The 1,238-nt window shown below is 65.6% G+C and carries 3 protein-coding genes; 2 read left to right on the top strand and 1 reads right to left on the bottom strand.

The genetic code is table 11. The features are described 5' to 3' along the window. On the bottom strand, positions 1-213 hold a 213-nt coding region (locus ACIQ2D_RS22165), incomplete at its 3' end, for a phosphoadenosine phosphosulfate reductase domain-containing protein (protein ID WP_402867435.1). Between the two features lie 138 nt (positions 214-351). Between ACIQ2D_RS22165 and ACIQ2D_RS22160 the strand changes: the two genes are divergently transcribed. Both ACIQ2D_RS22160 and ACIQ2D_RS22155 read left to right on the top strand, forming a co-directional pair. Beyond that, positions 352-1,035 carry a hypothetical protein gene (locus tag ACIQ2D_RS22160; RefSeq protein WP_402867434.1) on the top strand — a complete coding sequence of 228 codons (684 nt, stop codon included), beginning with the start codon at positions 352-354 and terminating at the stop codon, positions 1,033-1,035. Then, positions 1,032-1,238, top strand: a 207-nt coding sequence (locus tag ACIQ2D_RS22155) for a cupin domain-containing protein (protein WP_402867433.1), incomplete at its 3' end; no start/stop codon positions are given. The genes ACIQ2D_RS22160 and ACIQ2D_RS22155, both read left to right, overlap by 4 nt.

Genomic DNA, 1,238 nt, shown 5'->3' with positions numbered 1-1,238 from the left:
ATCGAAGAAGACGACAGGAATGTTCGGCTCGACCGCTGTGGTCAGGTGCAGGGCGACGAGTGAATCTTTGCCGCCGGAGAAGGCGAGATATCCGTCGTGATTGTCGAGGTGTTCCTCGATGCGCTCTTTGATCGCGGCCAGGTTCGGGCGCGGGCGCCGCAGTGCGCGCAGTGTGGTCAGATCGAGCCCGTCCGCGCGAGGGGTGCCACTCATATCTCTGCCGCTTCCCTGGGTGCTCGATGAGTATTTCTGGCGTTGTTGTCACACGCGGCCCGTCGGGCGGATCTTCCTGTGTATGTAAGGCCTCGAAGCCGATCCGACTCGGGGCACCTGCACAGGAGGACGAGCGTGATGAAAGAAAAACTACAGGAGGTGACCTCGTGCGTGGAGGTCGTAGAGGCGGCGTTCGCATCGACGAATCGTTCATCTGAGAAGGACTCACTGCAGAGGGGACGGTGTGCGCGCTGCGCGAAGGCCGACACACCGATCGAGCCCGCGCGGTCGGCGATCTCACGGACCTTCACCGCATTCGACTCGTGGAAGGCTCCGGCAGAGAAAGGTCTCTGCACACCGTGCCGGTGGGCGTATCAGACCTCGGAGCTGCGAACCCGAATGCATCTGATCACCACCGCGCCGGCGATGACCGAACTGACGCAGCCGCGCCTGGCCCGGACCTTGTCGGCACCGTTGACGTCGGAGATCGCGCTGGTGGTGCCGTTGCGTCGCCCGGCCCGCAAACACATCCTGCCGCACGCCCGATGGGGTGCCGTTGCTGTCGAAGACACCTGCTTGCCGTGGTCGGATCGCGATGTCGCAGCAGCTGCCGCGATGCGCCGACTGCGCTCTCACGGCTTCGGCGAACGCATGCTCGGCGAGAGCGCAGCCCCGTATGCAGTGCTACGCACAGTGCCGGCGCGTCGGTGGCCGGCGATCTTCGAGGACTGGGATCACCTGTCCCCGTACCGCCACGTCGACCGATGGTGGGCGTTGGCGCTGTTGGCCACCACACCGCCTCGCAGCAAGGCGCACGCATGAGCACGCCGACCGACCGCTGGCTCGCTGCCGCTCCCGCAGGCCTCCCACAGCTGCACGGTGTGGAGAACGTGGCCGAGCGACTGCTGTTGCTGTTGCACTACGGCGTGGACTGGGATTCGTGGGTGGGCCGGCGCCGGGCGACGTACTGGACGCAGCATTTGCCGAACCGAGTCCGCGTCGCCACTTATGTCGGAGGAGCCGAC

The sequence above is a fragment of the Lysinibacillus sp. NPDC097287 genome, from assembly GCF_044761695.1.
GTDB lineage: Bacteria > Bacillota > Bacilli > Bacillales_A > Planococcaceae > Lysinibacillus.
Note: the sequence above shows the minus strand (reverse complement) of the source record. Positions and strands in the feature narration are given on the sequence as shown.

Coding starts and splice junctions, on each gene's coding strand:
- ACIQ2D_RS22160 (WP_402867434.1), top strand. CDS start 352: ATGAAAGAAAAACTACAGGAGGTGACCTCGTGCGTGGAGGTCGTAGAG.